The 24,743-nt window shown below is 43.5% G+C and carries 22 protein-coding genes; 3 read left to right on the top strand and 19 right to left on the bottom strand.

Translation table 11 applies throughout. The features are described from left to right. Positions 1-10: 10 nt before the first annotated feature. The 8 genes from fabG to ACEE44_RS05690 form a co-directional block, all read right to left on the bottom strand. Entirely contained in the window at positions 11-745 is a 735-nt protein-coding gene (gene fabG / locus ACEE44_RS05725) for a 3-oxoacyl-[acyl-carrier-protein] reductase (protein ID WP_449171573.1), read from the bottom strand. A gap of 9 nt (positions 746-754) precedes the next feature. Further along, positions 755-1,675, bottom strand: a complete 921-nt coding sequence (gene fabD, locus ACEE44_RS05720; RefSeq protein ID WP_449171572.1) for an ACP S-malonyltransferase — start codon at positions 1,673-1,675, stop codon at positions 755-757. Between the two features lies 1 nt (position 1,676). Further along, positions 1,677-2,642, bottom strand: coding sequence for an enoyl-[acyl-carrier-protein] reductase FabK (fabK, locus tag ACEE44_RS05715; protein WP_449171571.1), 966 nt, complete (start codon positions 2,640-2,642; stop codon positions 1,677-1,679). Positions 2,643-2,811: 169 nt separating this feature from the next. Further along, a complete protein-coding gene (locus ACEE44_RS05710) occupies positions 2,812-3,036 on the bottom strand; it encodes an acyl carrier protein (protein ID WP_053863745.1) in 225 nt (74 codons plus the stop codon). 58 nt (positions 3,037-3,094) lie between these two features. Beyond that, positions 3,095-4,072, bottom strand: coding sequence for a beta-ketoacyl-ACP synthase III (locus ACEE44_RS05705; protein ID WP_449171570.1), 978 nt, complete (start codon positions 4,070-4,072; stop codon positions 3,095-3,097). After that, positions 4,069-4,503 carry a fatty acid biosynthesis transcriptional regulator FabT gene (fabT, locus tag ACEE44_RS05700; protein ID WP_449171569.1) on the bottom strand — a complete coding sequence of 145 codons (435 nt, stop codon included), beginning with the start codon at positions 4,501-4,503 and terminating at the stop codon, positions 4,069-4,071. Before fabT ends, ACEE44_RS05705 begins: the two co-directional genes overlap by 4 nt. 79 nt (positions 4,504-4,582) lie before the next feature. Next, positions 4,583-5,374, bottom strand: a complete 792-nt coding sequence (locus tag ACEE44_RS05695; RefSeq protein ID WP_449171568.1) for an enoyl-CoA hydratase — start codon at positions 5,372-5,374, stop codon at positions 4,583-4,585. A 134-nt stretch (positions 5,375-5,508) separates the two neighbouring features. Next, on the bottom strand, positions 5,509-6,156 hold the full coding sequence (locus ACEE44_RS05690) for an HAD family hydrolase (RefSeq protein WP_449171567.1): 648 nt from the start codon (positions 6,154-6,156) through the stop codon (positions 5,509-5,511). A gap of 119 nt (positions 6,157-6,275) precedes the next feature. Between ACEE44_RS05690 and ACEE44_RS05685 the strand changes: the two genes are divergently transcribed. Then, positions 6,276-7,631 carry an aspartate kinase gene (locus ACEE44_RS05685; RefSeq protein ID WP_449171566.1) on the top strand — a complete coding sequence of 452 codons (1,356 nt, stop codon included), beginning with the start codon at positions 6,276-6,278 and terminating at the stop codon, positions 7,629-7,631. A 39-nt stretch (positions 7,632-7,670) separates the two neighbouring features. Here the strand turns inward: ACEE44_RS05685 and alr are convergent, their stop codons facing one another. The 5 genes from alr to ACEE44_RS05660 form a co-directional block, all read right to left on the bottom strand. Further along, positions 7,671-8,774, bottom strand: coding sequence for an alanine racemase (alr, locus tag ACEE44_RS05680; RefSeq protein WP_449171565.1), 1,104 nt, complete (start codon positions 8,772-8,774; stop codon positions 7,671-7,673). Then, positions 8,767-9,126, bottom strand: coding sequence for a holo-ACP synthase (acpS, locus tag ACEE44_RS05675; RefSeq protein ID WP_332410691.1), 360 nt, complete (start codon positions 9,124-9,126; stop codon positions 8,767-8,769). The genes alr and acpS overlap by 8 nt, the downstream gene beginning before the upstream one ends. 82 nt (positions 9,127-9,208) lie before the next feature. Next, positions 9,209-11,734, bottom strand: a complete 2,526-nt coding sequence (gene secA / locus ACEE44_RS05670; RefSeq protein ID WP_449171564.1) for a preprotein translocase subunit SecA — start codon at positions 11,732-11,734, stop codon at positions 9,209-9,211. 126 nt (positions 11,735-11,860) lie between these two features. Further along, positions 11,861-12,742: a fructokinase ScrK gene (gene scrK, locus ACEE44_RS05665; protein WP_449171563.1), complete on the bottom strand. Its 882-nt coding sequence runs from the start codon at positions 12,740-12,742 to the stop codon at positions 11,861-11,863. 88 nt (positions 12,743-12,830) lie between these two features. After that, positions 12,831-14,720 carry a sucrose-specific PTS transporter subunit IIBC gene (locus ACEE44_RS05660; RefSeq protein ID WP_449171562.1) on the bottom strand — a complete coding sequence of 630 codons (1,890 nt, stop codon included), beginning with the start codon at positions 14,718-14,720 and terminating at the stop codon, positions 12,831-12,833. A gap of 204 nt (positions 14,721-14,924) precedes the next feature. Between ACEE44_RS05660 and ACEE44_RS05655 the strand changes: the two genes are divergently transcribed. Together ACEE44_RS05655 and ACEE44_RS05650 are read left to right on the top strand one after the other, a co-directional pair. After that, on the top strand, positions 14,925-16,379 hold the full coding sequence (locus ACEE44_RS05655) for a sucrose-6-phosphate hydrolase (RefSeq protein WP_449171561.1): 1,455 nt from the start codon (positions 14,925-14,927) through the stop codon (positions 16,377-16,379). After that, positions 16,360-17,325 (top strand): LacI family DNA-binding transcriptional regulator, encoded by a 966-nt coding sequence (locus ACEE44_RS05650; protein WP_449171560.1) that lies wholly within the window; start codon positions 16,360-16,362, stop codon positions 17,323-17,325. Before ACEE44_RS05655 ends, ACEE44_RS05650 begins: the two co-directional genes overlap by 20 nt. A gap of 66 nt (positions 17,326-17,391) precedes the next feature. On the opposite strand, the gene nusB is transcribed toward ACEE44_RS05650, so the two are convergent. The 6 genes from nusB to uvrA form a co-directional block, all read right to left on the bottom strand. Then, a complete protein-coding gene (gene nusB / locus ACEE44_RS05645) occupies positions 17,392-17,811 on the bottom strand; it encodes a transcription antitermination factor NusB (RefSeq protein ID WP_449171559.1) in 420 nt (139 codons plus the stop codon). Next, positions 17,801-18,193, bottom strand: coding sequence for an Asp23/Gls24 family envelope stress response protein (locus ACEE44_RS05640; protein WP_449171558.1), 393 nt, complete (start codon positions 18,191-18,193; stop codon positions 17,801-17,803). The genes nusB and ACEE44_RS05640 overlap by 11 nt, the downstream gene beginning before the upstream one ends. Before the next feature lie 26 nt (positions 18,194-18,219). After that, the gene (efp, locus tag ACEE44_RS05635; protein WP_332410704.1) at positions 18,220-18,777 is read right to left on the bottom strand and encodes an elongation factor P; all 558 of its coding nucleotides are present in this window, start codon (positions 18,775-18,777) and stop codon (positions 18,220-18,222) included. 64 nt (positions 18,778-18,841) lie between these two features. Continuing rightward, positions 18,842-19,903 (bottom strand): M24 family metallopeptidase, encoded by a 1,062-nt coding sequence (locus tag ACEE44_RS05630; RefSeq protein ID WP_449171557.1) that lies wholly within the window; start codon positions 19,901-19,903, stop codon positions 18,842-18,844. A gap of 120 nt (positions 19,904-20,023) precedes the next feature. Further along, a complete protein-coding gene (locus ACEE44_RS05625) occupies positions 20,024-21,370 on the bottom strand; it encodes a DUF1266 domain-containing protein (RefSeq protein ID WP_332410706.1) in 1,347 nt (448 codons plus the stop codon). A 121-nt stretch (positions 21,371-21,491) separates the two neighbouring features. Then, a complete protein-coding gene (gene uvrA, locus ACEE44_RS05620) occupies positions 21,492-24,317 on the bottom strand; it encodes an excinuclease ABC subunit UvrA (protein ID WP_449171556.1) in 2,826 nt (941 codons plus the stop codon). Between the last annotated feature and the right edge of the window lie 426 nt (positions 24,318-24,743).

Here is a 24,743-nt window from a genome sequence, read left to right as displayed (position 1 = left end):
CAAACCTCTCTTATTGCATGGTCAAGCCGCCGTCAACCGCAATCACTTGTCCAGTTAGATATTCTTGCTTAGCCAAGAACACAGCTACATCCGCCACTTCTTCCGTTAAACCGAAACGTTTCATAGGAATTTGCCCCAACATGGCATCCTTGATTTTGTCAGACAGAACATCTGTCATATCTGACTGGATAAAGCCTGGTGCGATCGCATTGACACGAACATTGCGGCTTGCAACTTCACGAGCAATGGATTTTGTAAAGCCGATAACACCTGCCTTAGAAGCGGCATAGTTGGCCTGACCAGCATTCCCTGTCAAACCGACAACACTGGAAAGGTTGATAATAGCCCCTTCTCGTGCCTTGGTCATAGGCTTCAAAACAGCCTGGGTCATGTTAAAGGTCCCTGTTAGATTGATACTCAAAACGCTCTCGAAATCTTCTTCCGTCATTCGCAAGGTCATACCATCCTTGGTAATCCCTGCATTGTTGACCAAGATATCGACACTACCAAGAGACTCAACTGCCTCAGCCACCATTCGTTTGGCATCTTCCGAGCTGGAAATATCGCCTGAAATTGCCACTACTTTGACACCGTAGTCTGAAAAGCTATCCAGCAAGTCCTGCCCCAGCTGACCACGACCATTCAGCACCACATTGGCACCAAGGCTAGCAAACTTATGGGCAATGGCCAAGCCGATTCCACGACTTGAACCCGTCACAAACACATTTTTATTGGTAAGTTCCATGATTTCTCCTTATTGGCTAGTCAACAAGTCTGTTAGACTTGCCACATCTTCTACTGTCACAACCTCAGCTGTCTTATCAATTTTCTTGATAAATCCTGCCAAGACCTTACCCGGACCGATTTCGATAAACTTGGTCACACCTGCCGCCTGCATGGTTGTAATGGACTCGTAAAAGCGAACAGGCTCCATGACCTGACGGGTCAAGAGAGACTTGATATCCTCTTGTTTCATGACCTTGGCTTCCGTATTCCCAACCAAGTCTACTTGAAAGTCTGCGAACTCCACCTCTTCCAGAGCCTGAGCCAGTTGCTCCGAAGCTGGACGCAAGAGAGCCGTATGGAAAGGCCCCGACACATTGAGGGGAATCATGCGTTTGACACCCGCCGCTTTCAAGGCTTCCACTGCCTCATCCACAGCAGCCACCTCACCACCGATAACGATTTGGGCTGGTGTGTTGTAGTTGGCTGGGGAAACAATCCCAGAGGTAACTGATGAACAGACCTCTTCGATCAAGCTGACATCTGCATTGAGGACAGCGACCATCTTACCAGTCCCTGCTGGTGCAGCCGTCTCCATAAACTCACCTCGTTTGGCAATCAAGGAAATGGCATCTGCAAAGGCTAGAGCACCTGAGGCAACCAAGGCTGCATATTCTCCCAAGGATAAACCGGCTACCATATCTGGCTCAAGTCCCTTCTCTGCTAACAAACGATAGATAGCAAGAGAGGTGGTCAAAATCGCAGGCTGGGTATAGCGGGTCTGGTTGAGCTTGTCTTCCTGATGGTCAATCAAGTCACGCACATCATAGCCCAGAATCTGACTAGCCTGGTCGTAAGTTTCCTTGACAATGGGATAGGTGTCATAGAGGTCACGGGCCATACCGAGTGTCTGAGCCCCTTGACCTGCAAATAGAAAGGCTGTTTTTGTCATCTTATTCTCCAACGGAAGCCCAGCAACTCGCTTGTTCCTGAATCACCTTAGCAGCTCCAAAATATAAATCTTTCAAAATTTCTTCACAGGTTTCTTCCTTAGTCACCAAGCCAGCAATCTGACCTGCCATAACCGAACCATTGACCACATCACCATCTACAACGGCATTGCGAAGGGCACCTGCCCCCAGTTCTTCAATGGATTCTGCTGAAATTTTCCCAGCAAGGAAGTCTTTTTCCGCAGCCGCATAGGCTGTCGAAAGCTTGTTCTTAATCGCACGCACCGAGTGACCTACAACGGACGCCGATACTGTTGTGTCAATATCCTTGGCCTTGAGAACCTTTTCCTTGTAGGCTGGATGAGCATTTGACTCCTTGGCAACAACAAAACGTGTTCCAACTTGAATAGCTTCTGCTCCCAACATAAAGGCCGCAGCAGCACCAGCACCGTCTGCGATACCACCTGCTGCGATAACAGGAATGGATACAGCTTCAACAACCTGACGAACCAAGGTCATAGTTGTTAATTTACCGATGTGACCACCTGCTTCCATCCCTTCAGCGATGACGGCATCCACTCCCAATTTTTCCATACGTTTAGCAAGAGCAACACTCGGTACTACTGGAATAACCGTAATACCAGCTGCGTGCAAGCGTTCCATGTATTTTCCAGGGTTACCCGCACCTGTTGTCACCACCTTGACACCTTCTTCGATAACCAGGTCAACAATGTCATCTGCAAATGGAGACAAGAGCATGATATTGACACCGAAAGGCTTGTCTGTGATGGACTTGACTTTATCAATGTTTGCCTTAACGACCTCTTTGGGAGCATTGCCTCCGCCGATAATCCCTAGACCACCAGCATTTGAAACCGCACCAGCCAAGTCACCGTCAGCCACCCAGGCCATACCACCTTGAAAAATCGGATAATCAATGTTCAATAATTCTGTAATCTTTGTTTTCATAGTTCCCTCTTCATAAAATTGCTTACCTAATCCCTTGAACCTCAACAGATTAGATAAACAAGCGAATGCCTGAGCATTCACCTGTTTAGATACTTTGACACTTCAATGTTTTGAATATCAAAGTATTCACCCTAAGAAAAATGCTCACTGGCACTTTTCTACGGAAATGTTAGTTGGTTTTTCCTTCAACGTAGGCAACCAAATCACCTACAGTTGTCAAACCTTCTTCAGTATCGATTTGGATATCGAATGCATCTTCGATTTCAGAGATAACTTGGAAAAGATCCAATGAATCTGCGTCCAAATCTTCAAAAGTTGTTGTAAGGGTTACTTCTTCAGCATCCTTACCCAATTCTTCAACGATGATTTCTTGTACTTTTTCAAATACTGCCATGATAGTGCTCCTTTTGTATAAAAAATATTTTTAATCATTGCCAGAGGCAACGTATTAACTAAAGTTTCAGTAGTAGCGTACCCCAAGTCAGCCCGCCACCAAAGCCTGCCAGAACGACTGTCTGGCCACTGTCCAACCGCAGAGTGCCTGCCTCCACACACTCCGATAGGAGAATAGGAATGCTGGCCGCACTGGTATTGCCGTAGTGCATCATATTGGCTGGAAATTTCTCAATACCAAGGCACAGTTTGCGTGCCATCTTGTCTAGGATTCGACTGTTGGCCTGATGAAGCAAGAAATAGTCCACCTCATCACCAGTCAAACCCTGACTGTCTAGTAGCTCTGCAATGGCCTTGGTCACATCGCGAACAGCAAACTCGAAAATAGCTCTGCCGTCCATTTGCAAATAGGGCTGGTTGCCTCCCTCTTTCGAGAAAGGAGAATGCAGCCCCGTCTGGCCAGAGGTTAGACTAAGGCCACGACTGCCGTCCGTTCGGTTGATTTCTGCTAGAAAATGTTGCTCAGTACTAGCCTCCAGCAAGACACCGCCAGCCCCGTCCCCAAACAAAACAGAAGTGCTCCGATCCGACCAATCGACTGTCTTGGACAAAACCTCCGCTCCAATCACGATTCCCTTTTGGTAGATACCAGAGGAGATTAGTTTGTCTGCGGTGGATAGGGCGAAAACGAAGCCCGAACAAGCTGCGACTAGGTCATAGGCAAAAGCCTTTCTGGCACCTATAGCCGCCTGGACCCGAGCTGCCGTTGACGGCATAGCCGAATCCGGCGTAATGGTTGCGACGATAATAAAGTCTATCTCATCAGCAGTCACACCTGACTTGTCTAGCAGGTCTTGGGCAACCCGACTGGCCAAGTCACTGGTGTCCTCATCAAGAGAAATGCGTCTTTTTCGAATACCTGTCCGTGAAGCAATCCAGTCATCACTGGTATCCATAATTTGTGCTAAATCATCATTGCTCACGATTTGTTCCGGAACATAGTGGGCAACTTGACTGATTTTAGCAAAGGTTCTCATTTCAAATCCTCCAAGAAATTATAGAGTTTGTAGAGTCCTTTTTTCATCACTTGGTATTCTGCCTCGTCCATCCCGTCTGTAATCTGCTTGACCATTTCATTGTGGAAACGTTGGTGCAAGCGATAGACCAGACGGCCTTTCTTGGTCAGATAGAGGTGAACGACCCGTCTGTCCTTTGTGGAACGGATCCGCTCAACATAGCCTTTCCTCTCCAAGTTATTGAGACTGGTTGTCACTGTTCCAAGTGTCACCATCAAAGTACGAGCCACATCGCTCGGCGTCGCTCCATCAATTCCACCGATAACATCAATGGTATGCATTTCCTTTATAGAAATGTCATTAAAGCGACTGCCACGAAGACTTGTTTCCTCAATCACCAACACATTATTAAAAATAGCGGTCAGATAGTCATTGATTTTTGAATCTTCCAAAACAGGCCTCCTTTACTTTGATAGCAAAAGTATACTCCAGAAAAGTTTGATTGTCAAATATTTTTTCAGAAAATGCTGATTATTTTCCTGTGAAAGTAGGTCTTCTCCGCTCTGCATGGGCTCGAACGCCTTCCTTAAAGTCTTCTTTGAAGGCTAGACTTTCTTGCAGGTCTAATTCCAAGCGGCGATAGGATTCCCAGTCCTTGAACTGACTTTCCCAGACCAACTGTTTGATGGCAACATAAGAGTTGATTGAGCCTCGCATGAGTTTCTTAAGGACCTGTTGGACCGTTTTTTCCAACTTTTCTGATTCCACCAGTTTATAGACAATCCCGTACTCCAAAGCTTTCTCCGCCGACAGGCCTTCACCTGTCATGGCCAAGTGACTGGCACGATTGGCTCCAATAGCACGACTGAGTAGGAAAATCCCTCCAGCGTCTGGGGCCAAACCTACACCAACAAATGCTTGGATAAATTTTGTTTTAGTTGAAGCGATGGCAAAATCCGCTGCCACTGCCATATTGGCCGCCGCACCCGCTACTGCTCCATCGGTAACCATAAGGACAACTTTAGGAAGTTGCTTGAGGGCAAAAGAGATGTCATTGACCAGCTCTGCGATGCGTACCAAGGAAGGAATATCGTCCTCATCCACCGCTCGCTTCATCTCGACCAAATCTCCACCCACAGAGAAAATCGGACCTGCTGCTTCAATCTGCAAGAAATGAACCTGGTCATTTTTAGCCGTCTCTTCAATGGCCGCCAAGATTTCCTCGCACATGGGAATATTAAAACCATTGGCAACATCCGGACGGTTGAGGATCAGGGTCGCCAGCCTATCGGTTACCTGATACTGAATAGTTGTGTAGGACATTGATTTCTCCTTCTTGTCTGCAGTCAAAGCTTTGAATATCAAACTATAAAAGTAAATTTATCCTATTCTACCATACTTTTTTAATCAGTGTACTCTCCACTTGTAAAAAACTGTCACGTCCGAAAAAAAGAGCTCTAGGCTCTTTTAATTACAGTATGTAATTGGCTAAGATTAGCTATTTTTTCATCCGCCTGAGACTGATCCAGGCCTAATTGCTTGTCTTCGATAGCCCAGACAGTCAGTCCAGCCGCCTTTCCTGCCTCAATCCCCTTGGGGCTGTCTTCAATGACAAGTAGCTCTGCTTTTTCAAACCCTAAGGCCTGACTAGCTTTCTCATAGACTTCAGGGTCGGGCTTGCCCGCACGGCAGTCCATAGCTGAAAACACGTGGTCAAAATAGGTTCGCAATCCCGCTTCAGCCAGAGCCCGCTCAATCTCAGACTTATCCGTGTTGGAGGCCAAAGCCAAGCGAAGACCTGCCTGGGCCAGACTAGCTAAGGTAGTAGCTGCATCTGGAAAAACCAACTGCCCATAGGGAACCACATGGCTTTCCTTATAGGTCTTGTACTCAGCTTCCAACTGGGGAATATCCCACTGGTCATAGTCTTTCCCCAAGACCAATTGCCAGATTTGGCTGACCCGTCCGCCAACAAAAATAGCTGGATCCAGATGGGCCACCGACAGTCCCTTGGTAGCCAAGAAATCTGCTCTGCGTTGGTAATAAAAGTGCTCGGTGTCAAAGAGAACACCGTCCATATCAAAAATAATGCCTTTAAGTGCCATAACCCCTCCTCTGAACTTCTATTTTACCATAAGTCGAACAAAATCTACGCTTTAACCTGATACTACTGACAAGGTGAAGACTTTTTGTTATAATGTAAAAAAGTTTAAAAGGAGCTCTTATGAAAGTGATTAAATTCGGTGGAAGTTCTCTGGCTTCTGCTGCCCAATTAGAAAAAGTATTCAAGATTGTCCAGTCTGATCCTGAGCGTCGCTTTGTGGTTGTGTCTGCCCCTGGTAAACGGAACAGCCAAGATACCAAGGTGACAGACGCCCTTATCAAGTATTACAAGCAATACATCAATGGAAAAGATGTTACTGCAAGTCAAGAATGGATTATCAATCGCTATCAGGCTATGGTTGATGAGCTTGGATTTACAGCTAAAAGCATGAAAAAAATCGCTGAAAGCATCAAGTCATTAGCTAGCCTACCAATCGAAAACAACGATTTTCTCTATGATGCTTTCCTAGCTGCTGGTGAAGATAACAATGCAAAATTGATTGCCGAATACTTCACCTTTAAAGGCTTACCAGCTCGCTATGTTCATCCTAAAAAAGCTGGCATCATCGTCAGCTCTGAACCAGGTAACGCTCGAATTCTTCCATCAAGCTATGATAAAATTGAAGAGCTGCGTAACTCAGATGAAATCCTCATTATTCCTGGTTTCTTTGGCGTTACGATTGACAATCAAATTTGTACCTTCTCACGTGGAGGGTCAGACATCACTGGTTCTATCGTAGCAGCAGGGGTAAAGGCTGATCTTTACGAAAACTTTACTGATGTAGATGGTATCTTTGCTGCCCATCCTGGTATTATCAAAAATCCACATTCTATCAAGGAATTGACTTATCGTGAGATGCGCGAATTGGCTTATGCCGGCTTCTCCGTGCTCCATGATGAGGCTCTTCTCCCGGCCTATCGCGGTCGCATTCCATTGGTTATTAAAAATACGAATAACCCTGGTCATCCTGGCACTCGTATTGTTCACAAACACACTGAAGAAACCGTTCCTGTTGTTGGTATCGCAGCAGATGATGACTTCGTAAGTATCAATATGTCTAAGTACCTGATGAACCGTGAAGTTGGTTTTGGGCGCAAGGTTCTGCAAATTCTTGAAGATCTCAATATACGGTTTGAACATATGCCGACTGGTATTGATGACCTATCTATCGTTCTCCGCGAGCGTGAGTTAACGCCTATCAAGGAGGAAGAAATCCTTCGTCAACTCAAGACCAAACTAGAAGTTGATAAGGCAGAAATTGAACATGGGCTCTCTACCATCATGATTGTTGGTGAAAATATGAAGAGCCATGTCGGTGTAACTGCTACTGCAACGGCTGCACTTTCTCAACAAAATGTCAACCTGGCCATGATTTCGCAAGGTGCCAGCGAAGTTTCCGTTATGTTCGTTGTCAAAACAGAAGAAAAAGAGAAGGCTCTCAAGGCCCTCTATGATGCATTTTTTGAGGAGAAATAAGTAAAAACCATGCTAGATTACTTCCTAGCATGGTTTTTTTTATTCGAAAAAGCGTGGTAAACGGTCAGTTAATAGGCAGACAACCTCATAATTGATAGTACCAATATAGTCTGCCCAATCTTGAACGCTAATGCTATTTTTATTATCTTGCCCGATTAAGGTAACTCTTTCACCGATTGGATAGTAGTCTGGTAAGCGAATGGTAATTTGGTCCATAGAAATCCGCCCTACTATTTCACAAGGTTTGCCATCGACTAAAACATGAAAACCTTGCAAACTTCTTACCATTCCATCCGCATAGCCAATCGGAACGGTGGCAATCCACTCTGTTTCTGAGCTAGTATAAGTAGCTCCATAACCAATTACAGTTCCAGCCTGAACCTGCTTGACATGGACAATTTCCGAAACCAGGGACAAGGCTGGTTCCACCGAAAATGGTAATTCTAGGGTCCTCCCACTTGGGTTCATTCCGTAGAGAATATTGCCCAGACGAACCAGATTAAAGACAGTGTCTGTATGCCAAATGCTGGTCGCAGAATTGCTGGCATGAACCCAGCGTGGTAAACGTGGCAAGAGAGCCAAATGAGCTTTAAAGCTAGACAACTGTTCTTGGAATTGCCTTTCATCTACCTCGTCTGCTGTTGCAAAATGGGTAAAAATACCTTCTAGCTCAAACTCTAAAGCATCTAACAAATCCAGAGCCTGTTGCAATTCCTCTTCACTTCGAAAACCAATTCGCCCCATACCCGTATCGATTTTTAAATGAACCGCTAGTCCAGACAAATCCAAATCTAGCTTAGCTACTTGGGTCAGCCATTCTAAACTAGCAACTGTCACGCTAATATTTAACTGATGAGCTAGGTCTAAGAAGTTCGGAGGCACAATACCTAAAATCAAAATAGGATCTTCAATACCTGCCCTACGTAATTCTAAAGCCTCGTCCAAGTTAGATACGCAAAAACCAGTTACCTTACTGGATAATTTCCTTGCTACTGCAACTGCCCCATGGCCGTAAGCATTAGCCTTAACAACCGCGAAGGCAGCGGTCTTATTTGGCAAACCACCCATCACTTTTTCCAGATTAGCGACGATAGCATCTAAATGAATACCTACTTGCGTGGGGCGATGTTCACTCTCAATCATCTTTCTCCTCCAAAATAACACTAGCCTGGGCAAAATTTCCTGAATGACTAATGCTTAACCATACTTTCCCTGAAAAATGTCTAGAAACTAAGCAAGGGACACCGTTACTAGCATTTGAAATCTCAATATCTCGAAAAGTAACCTTGCCAATCCCAGTACCTAAAGCCTTAACGAAAGCTTCTTTAGCGGCCCAACGGCCCGCCAGATATTCCAGCTGGCGACGACCTTGTAACCCTTGATACCGTTCAAATTCTCTTTCTGTTAAAATCCGTTTGGGAAAATCACTATGTTTCTTTCTAGCACGCTCAATCGCCTCTATTTCTTGAAGGTCAATACCATGCCCAACTATCATTGAAACCTCGCCTCATTTTCACATTTCATCCTTTGGAACAATTGAAAAGGAACTGGACAGCCGTCCAGTCCCTTGTTCTTTGCTATTTACGGCCGTGACAATTTTTAAATTTCTTACCAGACTGACATGGGCATGGTGCATTTCGATCTACGCCTTCGAAAGATACTTGTTCTTTCACCATGGCAGACTGCGCCGGAATAATATTTTTCACTGCTGTTGTATGAGATTCTTGTCTTGCACGCTCACGCTCAATATTATCGTGGATTTGAGCCTTCATCATTAAACGAGTGACCTCAAACTCAATGGCACCAATCATATCATTAAACATGGTAAAAGCTTCTGATTGGTATTCAACAATTGGATTGTTTTGAGCATAACCACGCAAACTAACAGCATTACGCAACTGATCCAAGGAATCAATATGATCTGTCCATTTGCTATCTACTACACGGAGAATAAGGACCTTTTGGAACTCACGAACCCGCTCTTCATCACGTAATTTTTCAACCTGTGAAGCATAAACTGACAAGGCACGTTCATAGAGTTCATCAATAATTTCCTGCTTACTTAAATCCTCCAGATAAGCCAGACTTAAACTACCTTCCTCAACCAGATTAGCATGTGCAAATTGAGCAATCGCTACCACTGCTTCTTCTTTAGAACTCAAGAAATGACCTTCCACCTGGCGCTCAATGGTACGCTTGATCATGGCTTTAATTTCTGGAGCTAGATCTCGATCAGCTGTAATGACATCGTGACGTTGACTGTATATAATCTCACGTTGTTCACGCATGACATCATCGTATTGAAGAACTTGTTTACGGGAATCATAGTTATTTCCTTCAACACGTTTTTGGGCTGCTTCAACTTGTCTCGTCAACATCTTAGACTTAATAACAGATTCTTCCTCAGTCAAGTTCATACGTTCCATAAAGGCCTTAATTCGTTCCGAACCAAAACGCTTCATCAAATCGTCTTCCAATGAGAGATAGAATTGAGACTCACCCTTGTCCCCTTGACGTCCTGCACGTCCACGGAGCTGGTTATCAATACGTCGACTTTCATGTCGCTCTGTTCCGATAACACATAGACCACCCAAATCCAATACGCCAGGACCTAACTTGATATCTGTACCACGTCCCGCCATGTTGGTCGCAATGGTAACAGCTCCACGCTGACCGGCATTCATGATAATTTGAGCTTCACGGTAGTGGTTTTTGGCATTCAACACTTCGTGTGGCACACCTGCAGCAACCAATTTTTGCGAAATTAAATCAGAAGTCTCAACCGCAACTGTACCTACAAGCACTGGTTGACCTTTTTCATAACGACGTTTGACATCCGCAACCACCGCATTGAACTTATACTCCAAACTTGGGTAAAGTAAATCTTCGTGGTCAATACGTTGGATGGGACGGTTGGTTGGGATTGGAATAATGCGAATGTTATAAATTTCGCGGAATTCTTCCTCTTCAGTCTTACCAGTACCAGTCATACCCGAGAGCTTTTTATACATACGGAATAGGTTCTGGTAGGTAATGGAAGCACTGGTCTTGGATTCATTTTGAACCGGTACACCTTCCTTGGCTTCAATGGCTTGGTGAAGTCCATCAGAATAACGACGACCTTCCATGGTACGACCCGTAAACGGATCGATAATCATAACCTCTTGCTCTTCATTCACAAGATAATCTACATCGTAGGTCATGATGTAGTTGGCACGAAGGGCATTGTCCAAGAAGTGAGTAATAGCTACATTTTCTATATCATACAAGTTATCTAACTTGAAGAACTTTTCAGCCTTGTCAATCCCTGAGTCTGACAGACCAATCGTTTTAGATGGTACATCAATGATGTAGTCTTCGGTATTTAAGGATTTGACCAACTTATCTGCTAAGAAGTAAAGTTGATTGGTTTCTGAACCTTGAGGACCAGATACAATCAAAGGTGTACGCGCTTCATCAATCAGGATAGAATCGACCTCATCGACCAAGGCATAGTTGAGCGGACGTTGTACCATATCTTCCGCACGCACAACCATGTTATCACGAAGATAGTCAAAACCGATTTCAGAGTTGGTCGAATAGGTAATGTCACAGTTATAGGCTTCTCGTTTTTCAAAAGGTGACTTAGCCGCGAGGTTAATCCCCACAGACAAGCCTAGCCAAGAATAAAGCTCACCCATCTCTGTTGCATCACGAGTTGATAAGTATTCGTTTACCGTTACAACGTGTACTCCTTCGCCTGAAAGAGCATTGAGATAAACTGGCATGGTCGCAGTAAGGGTTTTTCCTTCACCTGTACGCATCTCTGGCACATCACCATTATGGAGAACAATTCCCCCCATAACCTGCACCTTATAGGGATAAAGCCCCAAGACACGTTTCGCAGCCTCTCGCACAACCGCATAGGCTTCATACAGTAAATCATCTAGTGACTCACCATTTGCATAACGTTCCTTAAATTCTATCGTCTTTGCTTGTAATTGCTCATCCGTTAAAGCGGCCATCTCGTCTGCATAAGAGAAAACCTTATCCGCCATTCTTTCAAGTTTTCTTTGTTCTCCCTTGTCATTTTCGATAAGAGAACGAAGTTTGTTTGCTAACATATATTTCATCCTATTTCAAGTTTTAATCAATAATCTATTGTAGCAAAAAAATAGTTAATTTTCAAGATTTCCCCTCTTGTATCCAAGAAAGGCGCACAAAAAAATCCGAACAAGTCGGATTTTTCATTATTTTTCAGATACTTGTTTGGCCAAGGCAAAGTTTCCAAGTGTAGCTGAACCATTTTCAGCAACTGCAGGGGTTACAATGTACTCTTTGACATCTGGTGTTGGAAGGTAATCATTCATCAAACCAACAAATTTCTCACGTACACGATTAAGCATGTGCTCTTGAGCCATAACTCCTCCACCAAATACAATGACTTGTGGACGGTATAGCAGAGTTGCCTGAACAGCTGCTTGAGCAATGTAGTAGGCTTGAACATCCCAGACATCTGAGTTAAGTTCGATCAATTCACCACGGATGCCAGTACGGCCTTCAAGTGAAGGACCTGCAGCCAAGCCTTCCAAACAGCCATTGTGGAAGGGACATACCCCGTTGAACTCGTGCTTGACATCATAAGGGTGCAGAGCAACATAAGTATGACCTGCTTCTGTATGACCTAAACCACCGATAAATTCACCGTTTTGGATAGCACCAGCACCGATACCTGTACCGATTGTATAGTAAACTAAGCTCTTTACCCCTTTACGAACCAAGGTTTCACCAAAAGCTGATGAGTTAACATCTGTCGTGAAGTAGAATGGAATATTGAATTCCTTAGCAATCAAACCAAGCAAATCAATGTTTGACCAGTGTGGTTTTGGAGTTGACGTGATGTAGCCATAGGTCTGTGAATTTTGATCGATATCAATCGGACCAAAAGAACCAATGGCAATACCTGCCAAACGATCCTCATAACGCTTGAAAAATTCAACTGTATGTTCAATAGTTTCATAAGGTGTTGTCGTTGGAAATTGTGTTTTTTCAATTACTTGAAAGTTCTCATCACCAACCGCACAAACAAACTTCGTTCCACCAGCTTCAAGGCTTCCGTATAATTTTGTCATGAATTTTCTCCCTTTTTGTTTTTTTCATTATACCATAGATAGAAATAGAAGAAAAAGGCTTACCGCCTTTTTCTCTTGATTTTTGAAACTATTTAACAACTTTCAAGAAGTCCGCTCCATGAGAGATTGTTCCCTCAGCAAGTGGTGATACTTCTGCAAAGTCAGCAGTGTTGGTCACGATGATCATAGTTGTATCATCAAGACCTGCTTCAGCAATCTTGGCTGCATCGAATTTAGCAAGTGGAGCTCCTGCTTTTACCTTATCGCCAGCTGCAACCAATTTTTCAAATCCGTTACCGTTCATTGATACTGTATCAATACCAATGTGAATCAAGATTTCTGCACCTGAAGCTGTTTTCAAACCATATGCATGACCTGTTTCAAAAGCAATTGTTACTTCTGCATCTGCTGGTGCATAAACAACACCTTCAGATGGTTTAACAGCCAATCCTTTACCCATAGCTCCTGATGAGAAGACTGGGTCATTAACATTTTCAAGGGCAACAACGTCACCTGAAAGTGGAGATACAAGAGTTTCTTCAGCTACAAGTCCTGTTTCTGCTTCTTCAAGCGTTTCAGCTGTTTCTTGTGCTGAAGCACTAGGCTTTTTTACATCTTTCTCCTCATCTTCATAACCGAAGAGGTAAGTAAGAGCAAAACCAAGAGCAAATGATACGGCAACCATAAGGATGTATGGAAGAATTTGACCATTACCTGCGTAAAGTGTCAAACCTGGGATGATAGTAACACCCATACCTGTACCGGCAAGACCAAGAAGAGATGCTACAGCACCACCGATGGCACCCGCAACCAATGAAAGAAGGAATGGTTTGCGGAAACGCAAGTTAACACCGAAGATAGCTGGCTCAGTAATACCAAGGAAGGCAGAAAGAGCTGCTGGGAAAGCAAGAGCTTTCAATTTAGGATTCTTCGTTTTCACACCAACCGCTACTGTAGCAGCACCTTGTGCTGTCATAGCTGCAGTGATGATAGCGTTGAATGGGTTAGCACCAGTGTTTGCTACCAATTGAGCTTCCAAGAAGTTGAAGATATGGTGAACACCTGATACAACGATAACTTGATGAACACCACCGATAAGTAGACCACCAAGACCCATTGGCAAGTTCAAGATAGCTTGGGTACCAGCCAAGATGTAGTTTTCAACCACGTGGAAGACTGGACCAATGACAAACAAGCCAAGGATAGACATTACGAATAAGGTAATAAATGGAGTTACCAAAAGATCAAGAACTTCTGGAACTACCTTGCGGACTGCTTTCTCAAATTTAGCACCAATCAAACCGATGATGAAGGCTGGCAATACTGAACCTTGCAAACCTACAACTGGGATGAAACCAAAGAAGATAGTTGGTTTCACATCGCCACCTGATGCTACAACCCAAGCGTTTGGTAATTGACCAGCAATAAGCATCATACCAAGTACAATACCGATTGTTTGGTTCCCACCAAATACGCGGAATGTTGACCATACCACCAAGGCTGGCAATACGATGAAGGCTGTATCAGTCAAGATTTGTGAGTAAACGTTCAAATCTTCTGGAAGAGTATAACCGAGTGCTCCAAGAAGTCCACGAAGACCCATGAAAAGACCAGTTGCTACGATCGCAGGGATGATTGGAACGAATACGTCACCGAAGGTACGGATAGCACGTTGGAAAGCATTGCCTTGCTTAGCAGCTTCTGCTTTCTGCTCACCAGTAGTCGCTGTTGGTAACCCAAGGGCAACGACTTCATCGTAGATCTTGTTTACTGTACCAGTACCAAAGATGATTTGGTATTGACCAGAGTTGAAGAAAGCACCTTGTACTTTTTCGATATTTTCGACTGTATCCTTGTCGATTTTCCCTTCATCAACGACCATGACACGAAGGCGAGTCGCACAGTGGGCAACACTGCGTACGTTCTCACGTCCGCCAAGGGCGTCAATGACTTTTTTTGCAATTTCAGTATTGTTCATCTTGCAAAAATCTCCTTAAATTATTTTTTGTTTTTTGAAAGTGTTTTCACACTTTCGATGGTTTTATTATATCACTTTTACAAAATATGTCAAACGTTTTGCAGAATTTTTTAAAAAATTCCAATAATCATTGTAAAAAGCTTGATTTTTCACAAGAAAACGTTTACTATAATAATTGAAATATTAGATAAAATTGGAGATAGTATGGCCTTTACTACTGAAGAACGTTACAGAGCTTATGCTGACTGGACGCCAGAATACATTGAAAAAATCAAAAAGAATACGGAGAGTTCCCCTTGGAGAACTAATTTCCACATTGAAACTCCACACGGTCTTTTGAATGACCCGAATGGATTTTCTTATTTTAATGGAAAATGGACCCTCTTTTACCAATACTTCCCATTTGGTGCAGCACATGGCTTAAAATCATGGGTTCATACAGAATCCACTGACCTTATTCACTTTGAAGAAACGGGTGCAGTCATGTATCCCGATACGCCACTGGATAGCCACGGTGCCTACTCTGGTTCTGCTATGGAATTCGGCGATAAACTCTTCTTATTCTATACAGGAAATGTCCGCGATGAAAATTGGGTCCGCCATCCTTATCAAATTGGTGCCTTGATGGACAAGGACGGCAAGATTGAAAAAATTGATAAGATTTTGATTGACCAACCAGAGGATACAACCGACCACTTCCGTGATCCACAAATCTTCAACTACAAGGGACAATATTACGCCATCGTTGGTGGACAAAACTTAGACAAGAAAGGTATTGTTAAACTCTATAAGGCTGAAAACAATGACTACCTCAACTGGACCTTGGTTGGTGACCTGGATTTTGCTAATGATATGACTGCCTACATGATGGAATGTCCAAATATCGCCTTTGTCGGTGAGCAACCAATTCTTCTTTATTGCCCTCAAGGTTTGGATAAAGAAGTCTTGGACTATGGTAACATCTATCCAAATATGTACAAGATTGGTCAGAGTTTCGATCCAGAAACAGCAACTATTGTAGAGCCTAGCGAACTCATCAATCTGGACTATGGTTTTGAGTGCTATGCAACCCAGGCCTTTAACGCTCCTGATGGTCGCACTTTATCAGTCAGCTGGTTGGCCCTTCCTGATGTAGAATACCCAACTGATGCTTATGATTATCAAGGTTGCTTGTCATTGGTCAAAGAATTGTCTATCAGGGACGGCAAACTTTACCAATACCCAGTTGAAGCTATTACCAGTCTTCGTCAAGAATCGCAGCCATTTTCAAACCAAAAAGAAACCAACAATGTTTATGAGCTGGAAATTGAATTTGCTGCTGGAAGCAAGCATGAAATCGTGCTATTTGCAAACCAAGACAATAAAGGTCTAGTCTTGACTGTTGATACAGAAAATGGACAGATTACATTGGATCGCGAACATTGTGGTCAGCCATTTGCTCTTGATTTTGGCACAAGTCGCGCTTGTGATATTGAGCCTGGAGCGCTTACTACCAATATTTTCATCGACAAGTCTGTCTTTGAAATTTTCATCAATAAAGGAGAAAAAGTATTTTCTGGACGCGTCTTCCCTCATGCAGACCAAAATGGAATTGCCATCACTGCCGGAAGCCCAGCTGGAACCTACTACCATTTAGATTATGGTCGCAAAACTAACTGATGTCGCCCAGTTAGCCGGAGTTAGTCCGACAACGGTTTCTCGTGTCATCAATAAAAAAGGCTACTTATCAAAAAAAACGGTCCGCAAGGTTGAGGAAGCTATGCGAGAATTAGGTTACAAGCCCAATAATTTAGCTCGTAGCTTACAAGGAAAGTCAGCTAAACTGGTTGGCTTGATTTTCCCTAACATTAGTAATGTCTTCTATGCCGAATTGATCAGTCATCTCGAAAGCCAGCTCTTTAATCGTGGTTACAAGACGATTATTTGCAATAGCCAACACGAATCTGAGAAGGAAAGAGAATATCTGGAAATGTTGGCAGCCAACCAGGTAGATGGCATTATCTCTGGTAGTCATAACCTGGGTATCAAGGATTATGATCGAGTGTCTGCTCCCATCATAGCCTTCGACCGCAATTTATCACCGTCGATCCCTGTCGTTTCATCTGACAACCATGCTGGCGGTGTACTTGCTGCCAAAACATTGAAAAAGGCTGGTTGCCAGCGACCTATTATGATTTCTGGTAATGACGATTCAAATTCCCCAACTGGGCTACGGCAATTAGGCTTCCTTTCCATCTTACCAGATACCATAGTCTACCACGTTTCCAGTGATTTCTCTCCCGTTAGAAAAGAAATGGAAATCCGTACGATTATTGAAAAACATCAACCAGATGGTATTTTCGTGTCTGGTGATGCTACTGCTATGTTGGTCTGGAATGTGGCACGTTCGCTCAACCTGTCCATTCCACAAGATCTTAAACTGATTGGCTATGATGGAACCCACTTTATTGAAAACTACTATCCTCAACTGACAACGATTAAGCAACCCTTAGATGATATCGCAAAACTAATGGTTGATTTATTGATTGAGAAAATTGAGGGTAAGGAATTAAGCAAACATAATTATATCTTGCCAGTTTCCCTACTTGCAGGGGCTAGTATATAAAATGAACTGTACCTGATATCAATCTGGTACAGTTTTTTGTTGGTCAAAAATAAAAAAAGAAACCACTTAGGCTTCTTCTTTTACAAATTTGCTCAAAACACCATTGATAAATTTGGCTGAGGATTCATCTGAGAATTCTTTGGCTAGTTCGATAGCCTCATTGACAGCTACACGGTCTGGTGTTTCTTGGAAATATTGAATTTCAAATAAGCCCAAACGCATGATATTTTTATCAATCAAGGTCAATCGGTCCAAAGTCCAACCTGCTTTTAATCGGCTAGACAATTCCTTGTCCAAGTCCTCACGATAATCCGCCACACCATTGACAAGATTTAAAAGGAAAAGCGGAATTTCAACACCTTCTTGCTCTTCTTCTTGGTCGTAAAGATAGGAGAATTGGGCTGCCTGTACAGGTTCCTGACCAAATTCCAGTGATACGATTGCCTGCAAAGCACACTTACGCAGGGCGTGTCTATTATTCTTCATCAAGGAAATCCTCTCCGAACAAATCTTTCAAGGCTGGTTTTGGTGTTTTATCTGGAACAATGCCATTGACATGAATATTGACAGCAGTCACTTCAACTTCTGCGTAGTTATAAATAGCTGTTTTAACTGCACGTTGAATATCCATAGATACAGCTGGAACATTGACACCGTATTCTAGGTAAACATAGATGTCTGCTGTTACTTTTCCTTCGTCATCAGTTTGAAGGTAAACACCTTTATTTAAGGAAGTTTTTGACCAAGTATCTGCCACACGTTTGTTGTGAAGAGAATGTACCCCTTCCACTTTGGCTGCCGCAATACCTGTAATCACTTCAAGAACGCGTGGTGCAATGACGATTTCACCTTGGTATTCTGTTGTCATAAGCTCTCCTTTCTAGGAGGAAACCCTTAAGCGCGTGATACGTAAGTTCCCTCTGCTGTGTTGATAACCAGTTTTTGACCTGCTTCGATGAAGTCTGGCACGTTAACCACCAAACCTGTTTCCATGGTAGCAGGCTTACCTGAACCAGTTACAGTTGCCCCTTTGATAGATGGCTGTGTTTCTGCTACAACCAATTCAACAGTCGTTGGTACAGTAACACCGATTACTTCCGTTCCGTAGAACTGGATTTTCACATCTGAGTTTTCCAAGATGTAAAGCAATTCTTCCTTGATAGTTGCTACTGGAATTTCATACTGGTCATAGGTTTCAGTATTCATGAAGAAAGCTGTATCTTCCATTTGATATAGGTATTGTGCTGGAACTGTTTCGATAATGGCTTGTTCAAATTTTTCATCTGGACGGTAAGTTGTATCGAAGGTTGAACCTGTACGTACATCACGCAATTTCATACGCATGATAGTGTTCCCCTTACCTGGCTTGTGGTGGCTAGCTTCCAAGACCTTAATCAATTTACCTTCAGCTTCGAAGGTCATACCTGCTCTAAGTTTACTTGCTTCAATCATTGTATTGAATACCTCTTCAAAATTTTATTTATTCGTCTTATTTTACCATAAACTGTCAAATTTCTCAAATGACAATCAATTCTTTTGGAGCTAAGGTTAAGACTTCGCAACCTGTTTCCGTAATCAAGAGGTCATCTTCGATACGGACACCATATTTGTCATCCAGATAGATGCCGGGCTCATCCGTCAAGACCATACCAACCTTGATTGGCTCGTCAGATTTTCCAAAGTAAGGATATTCATGAATGTCCAAACCAATCCCGTGCCCAATCCCGTGCGTGAAGTTGGCTCCATAACCAGCCGCATTGATAATCTCACGAGGAATAGCGTCAAACTCACGATAGGTAACACCTTCTTTGGCCTGGTCAATTAAAGCCTTGTTGGCACGCAAAACCACATCGTAAATCTCACGTTCTTGGTCTGTCACATGACCGATATGGATGGTCCGTGTCATATCGCTGACATAATGTTGGTAGTAGCAGCCAAAGTCTAAGGTCAGCGTTTCACCAGTCTGGATAAGCTTTTCTGAGGCTCTTCCATGGGGCATGGCAGAGCGGTAGCCAGATGCCACGATGAACTCAAATGATGCCCCTTCGGCACCGAGTTGACGCATGCGGTGGTCAAGGAAATGATTGACGTCCATTTCAGTCGTCTGACCTGGTTTGATAAAGTCAAGAACATCAATAAAAGCCTGATCCGAAATTTGACAAGCACGGCGAATGGTCGCAATTTCCTTCTCGTCCTTAATCATGCGCAAGTCTTCTATAAAATTGGACATAACAACCAACTGATACCCCTCAAAAATGCTGGTCAGATGTTGATAGAAACCATAGGTCACCTCGCTATCAAAACCAATGGTTTCAAGACCATCTTCCTTTATCACCTTTGAAATCTCTTCAAGGGCAAAACGGCTATCAATAATATCAAAGCCCTGCACTGTAGCCTTGGCAATCAAGGTATAGCGTGCATCGGTCACAAACAAGCGATGTTTGCCACTGATGAAAACAGTCGCCTCAGTTCCCCAAAAACCTGTTAGATAATAAATATTATTCTGTCCAGTCACCAAGATGCCGTCCACATCTGATTGGGCTAATTTTGCTTCAAATTTTTCCACACGCGCTTGCATAAGCTACCTCCAAAGATTTTGTAACTATTATAGCAGAAATGCACAGAATTACCAATAAACTTCCAATAAACAAGAAAAAGCCGCTTGGCGACTTTTCAAAACAGCATTAAGAGTTTCTTCTCATTTCCCTTTAAATTCACGAATCCGTTGAGGAATACCCTCTAAAAATTGATTCATTTTTTGTTGCCATTCATTTTCAAGAGCTTTCCTTTCTTGAGAATCTAGGTCGTCAATAGCCTTACTATTTAGGCCGATTTCGCTTAAAACTGGACTGACATTAGAGATTGTCTTTTTGCCAAAATGAATTTTACTTTCTTCCATCCATAAATTAAGTGAGGAGCTTAACTCAACTTGTTCCCAAGGGATTCTGACAAGTGCTGGTTTGCCGAATAATTTCTTCTTAAAGGTGTAGACAGCTTCCTCTGTAAAGATAAGATTTAAACTTAGAGTTCCTTCAAACATGGCAAAAATATGTTCTTCATGCAACTCCTTGTAGCTTGGATAATGATACCAAAATACTCTAGCCGAATAAAGACTTGCATACTCCTTTGGTAAAAGAATTGTATCTTGTTCTTGCAAGTTTTTTTCTGCAATCATCCATTCAAGATTATTCTCAATAAGGGGAGTCCAAAAAACGTAATCTGCAAGTTCGCTCAGGTACTGATAGCGTTCATAATCGATAAAAGTTGGGTCTATAGAGGTTCCTTCTAGGGAAGCAAGCAAATCATTTGAAGGCGCAGTAAGTCCTGGAATCTCACCCTTATAATCCACACGATTTTGCCTTGGTTTTAACTCTTTAACAATTTCTTCAGGTAAGAGGTTTTCTAACAATGCTGTCAAGTTGGTTAACTCATGATTTCCCCAAAAAGTACCATAAGAAAAGACATTCGTCGGTGCAATACAAAAAGAATAAACATCTACCACATATTCCTCAACGCTTGTAATCGTTTCTGAGCTAGGAACAAACTGAAGTAATTTTCCCAGTACACAAGATGCTAGGTATTGTTCCCAAGTCTGATAACTATTTTTGATACGCTCTGTTTGCTTGGTAAACAGTTCCTCAAATTCTTCTTTAGTAATCAAGCGAGCAGCATACGATTTCGTCAAGACATCAATTATTCGGCAGTCATCAAACCCTTGAATGGTTCGAGAACCTGTTAGTGAATTTAAAGAGAGGTAAAAGTCTTTTACATCAGGAGTGCCTATTCCATCAATAAAAGACGAAACATCTTCTAAAGCATGATAACGACCATCTTCCAGTTTATCAATTTCTTCTTTTAAACTTGAATAATCTGTAATGCCATAGTTTGTTTCTAACATGGTTCGCAACAGACCTCTGGTCATCATATTGACACCTGGCATGACGACACTCATTAGTTCTTTTTCGATAAATTGTCTATTGACTGAATTGGCAAAAACTAAACTGTATCTGTATGGACTGCACAATAAAACGTATTCCGATTGCATGGAGGTCTCCTTGTTAAGAATCTTATTTTTTACATTATATCTGATTTGTACTAGCTTATCAAGCGTAGAAAAAATCGGTGTAAGCTCCAAAAAAAAGAGCCAACGACTCTTTTTAAAATGCTTATTTCAACTTAGTTTTCAAATACTGGCCTGTAAAGCTGGCTGGGTTAGCTGCTACTTCTTCTGGTGTTCCTGTTGCAACAACGGTACCGCCACCGATACCGCCTTCTGGCCCCATGTCGATAATGTGGTCAGCTGTCTTGATAACATCCAGATTGTGTTCGATGACTAGCACGGTATTGCCATCATCAACAAAGCGAGCCAAGACCTTGAGCAACTGGGCAATGTCCTCCGTATGCAAGCCTGTCGTCGGCTCATCCAAGATATACAAGGATTTCCCAGTCGACCGCTTGTGGAGTTCAGAAGCCAACTTCATCCGCTGGGCTTCCCCACCTGATAGAGTGGTTGCAGGTTGTCCCAAAGTCACATAGCCCAAGCCTACATCTTGAATGGTACGAAGTTTCCGCTCAATCTTTGGAATATGTTTGAAGAACTCGACCGCATCATTGACTGTCATGTCAAGGACCTGGGCGATATTTTTCTCCTTGTAATGTACTTCCAAGGTTTCAGAGTTGTAGCGGTGACCATGGCAGACTTCGCAAGGAACAAAGACATCTGGCAGGAAATGCATTTCAATCTTGATAATCCCGTCACCAGAACAAGCTTCACACCGTCCACCTTTGACGTTAAAGGAGAAACGTCCCTTCTTGTAGCCACGGATTTTAGCTTCATTGGTCTGGGCAAAGAGGTCACGAATATCGTCAAAGACACCTGTGTAGGTGGCTGGATTGGAACGCGGTGTCCGTCCAATCGGACTTTGGTCAATGTCAATCAGGCGGTCCAAGTGTTCAATTCCTGAAATGGACTTGAACTTACCTGGCTTGTCCGAATTACGATTGAGTTTCTGGGCGATAGCTTTTTTCAAAATGGAGTTGACCAGGGTTGATTTGCCTGAGCCAGACACCCCTGTCACCGCTACAAATTTTCCAAGCGGGAATCGAACAGTCACATCTTGCAGGTTGTTTTCCTTGGCGCCTGTCACCTCTAAGAATCGACCGTTGCCAACACGGCGTTCCAAAGGAACTGGAATTTCACGTTTGCCAGACAGGTACTGGCCTGTAATAGATTTTTTATTTTTAGCTACTTGGGCAGGCGTTCCAGAAGCCACGATTTCTCCGCCAAAGACACCCGCACCTGGACCAATGTCAATCAACCAGTCGGCCTCACGCATGGTGTCCTCATCGTGCTCCACCACAATCAAGGTATTGCCCAAATCACGCATCTTTTTGAGACTGGCAATCAGGCGGTCATTGTCCCGCTGGTGCAGACCAATCGACGGCTCGTCCAGAATATAGAGGACACCTGACAGGTTGGAGCCAATCTGGGTCGCCAAACGAATTCGCTGGCTCTCACCACCAGACAATGTCCCCGCTGCTCGTGACAAGGTTAGGTAATTTAGACCAACGTTATTGAGGAAGCTTAGACGATCCTTGATTTCCTTGACAATCGGTGTCGCAATGGTTGCTTCATTTTCAGACAAGGTCAGATGTTCAATGACTTCCAGATGATCCGCTACGGACAAGTCTGATAATTGTCCGATATGCAGTCCCTTTTCGCCACCGACTTTGACAGATAAGGCTTGGTCATTGAGGCGATAGCCGTGGCAGGTTCCACAGGTCAACTCATTCATGTAAGTCTTCATGACCGTCCGCGTATAGTCACTATTGGTTTCACGGTAGCGGCGGTTGATATTGGTAATCAAACCTTCAAATGGAATGTCGATATCACGCACCCCACCGAACTCATTTTCATAATGGAAATGGAATTCTTTGCCGTCAGAACCGTTGAAAATCAGATTCTTTTCCTCGTCCGTCATTTCCTCAAAAGGCTTATCCATGTCCACACCAAAGTGGTTCATGGCCTGTTCCAACATCTGTGGATAGTAGTTGGATGAGATTGGATTCCACGGAGCCAAGGCACCGTCACGCAAGGTCTTGCTGGCATCTGGGACAATCAAATCCGTATCCACTTCCAGCTTCATGCCCAAACCATCACAATCGCTACAAGACCCAAAAGGAGCATTGAAAGAGAAAAGACGAGGCTCCAACTCGGGCACTGTAAAGCCACAAACTGGGCAGGCATAGTACTCAGAGAAAAGCAGTTCCTTCTCGTCCATGGTGTCAATGATGACGTAGCCGTCCGCAATCCGCAAAGCTGCTTCGATAGAATCGAAAAGTCGCGAGCGAATGCCTTCTTTGATGACAATCCGATCGACCACAACTTCAATATTATGAGCCTTGCTCTTGGACAACTCAGGCACTTCCGACACATCATAGACATCCCCATTGACCCGCACCCGAACGTAGCCGTCCTTCTGGATTTTCTCAAAAATAGTCTTGTGTTGCCCCTTTTTCTTCCGTACAATCGGTGCTAAAATCTGCAGTCGCTGACGCTCTGGCAATTCCAAAACTTCATCAACAATCTGCTCCACGGAAGAAGCCGAAATCGCCCCGTGGCCATTGATACAGTAAGGCACCCCAACTCGAGCATAGAGCAAACGGAGATAGTCATTGATTTCCGTCGCCGTACCAACTGTCGAACGCGGATTCCGCGAGGTCGTTTTTTGGTCTATGGAAATAGCAGGGCTGAGACCCTCTATAGAATCCACATCTGGCTTGTCCATGTTGCCCAAGAACTGACGAGCATAGGCAGACAAAGATTCCACATAGCGACGTTGGCCTTCGGCATACAAGGTATCAAAAGCCAAACTCGACTTACCAGACCCCGACAAACCAGTCACCACTACCAACTTCTCACGCGGAATGGTCACATCAATATTTTTCAAATTATGGGCACGAGCCCCATGAATCACAATATTTTCTTGCATAATTTAAGATACAGAGCCCGTAAAACGCACAGTGAAAATAGGCGGTAAGTCCGAAATCTGTGATTTCGAAGTCGCACCCCCGTCAAGACAACTAGTGCTTTCACAGGTCAAAAACCGAAGAAAGCACAGATGTCTACGACGCAGAAGCCAGTTCCACACGCTTAAACATGAAGAAACCAGCAATTTTTCACACAGCGTTTAGGGCGTGTTCAATTCCTTTCTAAGATATAAAGAGCGTCAAATGCACAGTCAAAATAGGCGGTAAGTCCGAAATCTGTGATTTCGAAGGCGCACCCCCGTCAAGACAACTAGTACTTTCACAGGTCGAAAACCGAAGAAAGCACAGATATCTACGACGCAGAAGCCAGTTCCACACGCTTAAACATGAAGAAACCAGCAATTTTTCACACAGCGTTTAGGGCGTGT

The organism is Streptococcus sp. 32226D021BW, assembly GCF_053545015.1.
This window is presented reverse-complemented; position numbering and strand designations above follow the sequence as displayed.

Excerpts from the sequence above, each read along its gene's own strand:
- fabG (WP_449171573.1), bottom strand. The coding sequence starts at position 745 with ATGGAACTTACCAATAAAAATGTGTTTGTGACGGGTTCAAGTCGTGGA.
- fabD (WP_449171572.1), bottom strand. The coding sequence starts at position 1,675 with ATGACAAAAACAGCCTTTCTATTTGCAGGTCAAGGGGCTCAGACACTC.
- fabK (WP_449171571.1), bottom strand. The coding sequence starts at position 2,642 with ATGAAAACAAAGATTACAGAATTATTGAACATTGATTATCCGATTTTT.
- ACEE44_RS05710 (WP_053863745.1), bottom strand. The coding sequence starts at position 3,036 with ATGGCAGTATTTGAAAAAGTACAAGAAATCATCGTTGAAGAATTGGGT.
- ACEE44_RS05705 (WP_449171570.1), bottom strand. The coding sequence starts at position 4,072 with ATGAGAACCTTTGCTAAAATCAGTCAAGTTGCCCACTATGTTCCGGAA.
- ACEE44_RS05695 (WP_449171568.1), bottom strand. The coding sequence starts at position 5,374 with ATGTCCTACACAACTATTCAGTATCAGGTAACCGATAGGCTGGCGACC.
- ACEE44_RS05690 (WP_449171567.1), bottom strand. The coding sequence starts at position 6,156 with ATGGCACTTAAAGGCATTATTTTTGATATGGACGGTGTTCTCTTTGAC.
- ACEE44_RS05685 (WP_449171566.1), top strand. The coding sequence starts at position 6,276 with ATGAAAGTGATTAAATTCGGTGGAAGTTCTCTGGCTTCTGCTGCCCAA.
- alr (WP_449171565.1), bottom strand. The coding sequence starts at position 8,774 with ATGATTGAGAGTGAACATCGCCCCACGCAAGTAGGTATTCATTTAGAT.
- acpS (WP_332410691.1), bottom strand. The coding sequence starts at position 9,126 with ATGATAGTTGGGCATGGTATTGACCTTCAAGAAATAGAGGCGATTGAG.
- secA (WP_449171564.1), bottom strand. The coding sequence starts at position 11,734 with ATGTTAGCAAACAAACTTCGTTCTCTTATCGAAAATGACAAGGGAGAA.
- scrK (WP_449171563.1), bottom strand. The coding sequence starts at position 12,742 with ATGACAAAATTATACGGAAGCCTTGAAGCTGGTGGAACGAAGTTTGTT.
- ACEE44_RS05660 (WP_449171562.1), bottom strand. The coding sequence starts at position 14,720 with ATGAACAATACTGAAATTGCAAAAAAAGTCATTGACGCCCTTGGCGGA.
- ACEE44_RS05655 (WP_449171561.1), top strand. The coding sequence starts at position 14,925 with ATGGCCTTTACTACTGAAGAACGTTACAGAGCTTATGCTGACTGGACG.
- ACEE44_RS05650 (WP_449171560.1), top strand. The coding sequence starts at position 16,360 with ATGGTCGCAAAACTAACTGATGTCGCCCAGTTAGCCGGAGTTAGTCCG.
- nusB (WP_449171559.1), bottom strand. The coding sequence starts at position 17,811 with ATGAAGAATAATAGACACGCCCTGCGTAAGTGTGCTTTGCAGGCAATC.
- ACEE44_RS05640 (WP_449171558.1), bottom strand. The coding sequence starts at position 18,193 with ATGACAACAGAATACCAAGGTGAAATCGTCATTGCACCACGCGTTCTT.
- efp (WP_332410704.1), bottom strand. The coding sequence starts at position 18,777 with ATGATTGAAGCAAGTAAACTTAGAGCAGGTATGACCTTCGAAGCTGAA.
- ACEE44_RS05630 (WP_449171557.1), bottom strand. The coding sequence starts at position 19,903 with ATGCAAGCGCGTGTGGAAAAATTTGAAGCAAAATTAGCCCAATCAGAT.
- ACEE44_RS05625 (WP_332410706.1), bottom strand. The coding sequence starts at position 21,370 with ATGCAATCGGAATACGTTTTATTGTGCAGTCCATACAGATACAGTTTA.
- uvrA (WP_449171556.1), bottom strand. The coding sequence starts at position 24,317 with ATGCAAGAAAATATTGTGATTCATGGGGCTCGTGCCCATAATTTGAAA.